Raw genomic sequence first — 2403 nt, forward strand, 5'->3', positions numbered from 1 at the left:
AGCCTGCAGTCGGGACTGAAGTCCCTCCCACAATGGCCCCGGCCGCTCAGTGTGAGCGGCCGGGGAGCCGCCGCCGCGGGAATCCCGCTTTTGCGATTCCCCACTCCCGATTCCCCATTACCGGCTTCACCGCGATTCCCCAATCCCGGCCTCAAAGTCACTCCTTCAACACCATATCGATGCACAGCCCCGCCGCCATGATCAGGATCCGCCGCGGATCCTCGGCCGGCAGGCTCTCGGCGATCGACAGCATGTAATTGTCGGCGCTGGTGAACAGTTCCTTGCCCAGCCCGGCCCACTTCTTCGAGACCTGCGCCAGTTCGCGCTCGCCCTGCACGAAACGGAAATCCCAGCTGGTCCACTTGCCGCGCAGGGTGCACACCGGCGCGCCCTGGGCATCGAGCACGTCGAACTTGCCGCCGATGGAGAAGAACTTCTGGCTGAAGGAACCGACCAGCCGATCGCGCTCGTCCAGCACCTCCACCCGGGACAGGAACAGCGAGAAGCCGCGCTTGACCGTCAGCACCTTCTGCCCATCCGGAGTACGCACTTCCACCTGGAACGGGGTCATGCGCTTGTAGTCGGTGAACCGGAAGATCTTGGTGAACACGCCCAGGTTCGGCTCGCGGCATTCCAGCAGCTTGCGGTTGCTGTGCGGATCGAACACGTCGTAGTTGTTGGCGGCCTTGAACATGCCGACCTGTTCCTTGACGAAGAACAGGTTGTGCTGGAGAACAGGATGCATCGGGCGTCCTTGCGTTGGGAAAGTCGACGCGCCCTGGGCGGCGGCCGCACAGCGGCTGCGCGGTGCCGACAGCCGCCGGCACGTCCAGGGTCGCGGCCTGCCGGGCGGCAGCGCGGGCCGCATGATAGGGGGCGACTGCGGCCGCGGCAACGCGCACGGCAGGCAACCACGCCAGTGCGGGGTCTTCATTCCAGTGCAGGCCGCGACGCCGTTGCCCTTACTTCTTTTGCCAGACGTCTGTCCGAAGCCAATCGACGTATCGATCAAAGGACGCCGCTGTCGCGATTCCCCAGTCCCGATTCCCCATTCCCGGCTTCTAGCTGGTAATGGTCTGAGTCAGATCTTCCCAGCTCGGCGGCGCCGGCCAGTCCGGCTGCTGGTTGCCTTCCATCACCCGACGCAGGTCGCGGGTGTCGATCTGCGGCGCCAGCACGTGCACCAGCTCCAGCGCGTAATCGCGCAGCACGCGGTCGCGCGGCAGCACCGCCCAGGCGATGCAGTCGGGAATCTCCGGCGGCGCCGGCCACGCGCGCAGATCGGTGTCGTTGGCGCTCACCGCCATCTCCGCCAGCAACCCCACACCGAGACCGGTGCGCACATAAGTCTTGATCAGGTCCGCGTCGAGCGCGGTCAACGCGATCCGCGGCTCCAGTCCGAGCCGGCCGAAGGCGCGCTGCAGCGAGGAGCCGGCGCGGGTCGAGGATTCGTAGCTGATCAGCGGCTGTGCCGCCAACGCGGCCATGTCCGGCACCCGCCTGGGCACGTCCAACGCATGCCCGCGCGGCACCAGCACCAGCCGCCGCCAGCGGTACAGCGGCACGGCGATGCCCGCCGCCGGCGCGCTACCGGCGGTGCTGACGATGGCGATGTCGGCGTCGCCCTGGCTGAGCAGGTCCAGCGCCGCGCTCTCGGCGGCCTGCTGCAGATGCACGCTGACCTGCGGATAGGCCTGCTTGATCTGCGCCACCGCCGGCGGCAGCACGAAGCGCGCCTGGGTGTGGGTGGTGGTGAGGGTCAGCTGGCCCTGGCTCTCGCGGCGCTGGTTGGCGGCGTAGGTGCGGATGTTGTTGGCCTCGGCCAGCACCGCGCGCGCGCGCTCGATCACCTCGCGCCCGGCCGGAGTCACCGTTTCCAGGCTGCGGCCCTTGCGCACGAACAACAGGAAGCCCAGTTCGTCCTCCAGTTGCTTGAGCTGTTTGGACAGCCCCGGCTGGGTGGCGTGCACGCGCGCCGCCGCCAGGGTGATGTTCAGATCGGCATCGGCAATGGCGACGAGGTAGCGGAGTTGGGTCAGCGTCATCGGGACGAGGGCGAGGCGCCGCCAGGCGGGACGCTCGACTGTAGTGGAATTCGGCCTTTCACCTTATAACCGAAAGCTATCTGCCTTGGGCATGAAGTCATTTCCTGGGGCTATGAGCCGGCGCTACGGTCGTCGCTCCCGCCTGCCATGCGTTGCGAGCCGTCCCTGTGAGCCCTGCCCCGATTGCCCTGTATCCGGACCTGCGCGACCGGGCCGTGCTGGTGATCGGCGGCGGCGCGGCCGCCGAGCGCCAGCTGCAGGCACTGCTCGCCGCCGGCGCCCTGCCACGGGTGGCCGCGCCGACCCTGACCCCGGGCTTGCATGCGCTGGCCGCGCAGGGACGGCTGGCCTGGCTGCA

General features: G+C 68.2%; 3 protein-coding genes. 1 reads left to right on the top strand and 2 read right to left on the bottom strand.

Annotation, left to right across the window (positions count from 1 at the left end):
- Nucleotides 1-157: 157 nt before the first annotated feature.
- Both D588_RS0116675 and D588_RS0116680 read right to left on the bottom strand, forming a co-directional pair.
- A complete protein-coding gene (locus D588_RS0116675; protein WP_017916787.1) occupies nucleotides 158-745 on the bottom strand; it encodes a phospholipid scramblase-related protein in 588 nt (195 codons plus the stop codon).
- A gap of 316 nt (nucleotides 746-1061) precedes the next feature.
- Entirely contained in the window at nucleotides 1062-2045 is a 984-nt protein-coding gene (locus tag D588_RS0116680) for a LysR family transcriptional regulator (RefSeq protein WP_017916788.1), read from the bottom strand.
- Nucleotides 2046-2212: 167 nt separating this feature from the next.
- Here D588_RS0116680 and D588_RS25095 point away from each other — a divergent pair.
- On the top strand, nucleotides 2213-2403 hold a 191-nt coding region (locus D588_RS25095), incomplete at its 3' end, for an NAD(P)-dependent oxidoreductase (RefSeq protein ID WP_043085496.1).

It is taken from the genome of Xanthomonas sp. SHU 308 (genome assembly GCF_000364645.1).
Lineage (GTDB): Bacteria > Pseudomonadota > Gammaproteobacteria > Xanthomonadales > Xanthomonadaceae > Xanthomonas_A > Xanthomonas_A sontii.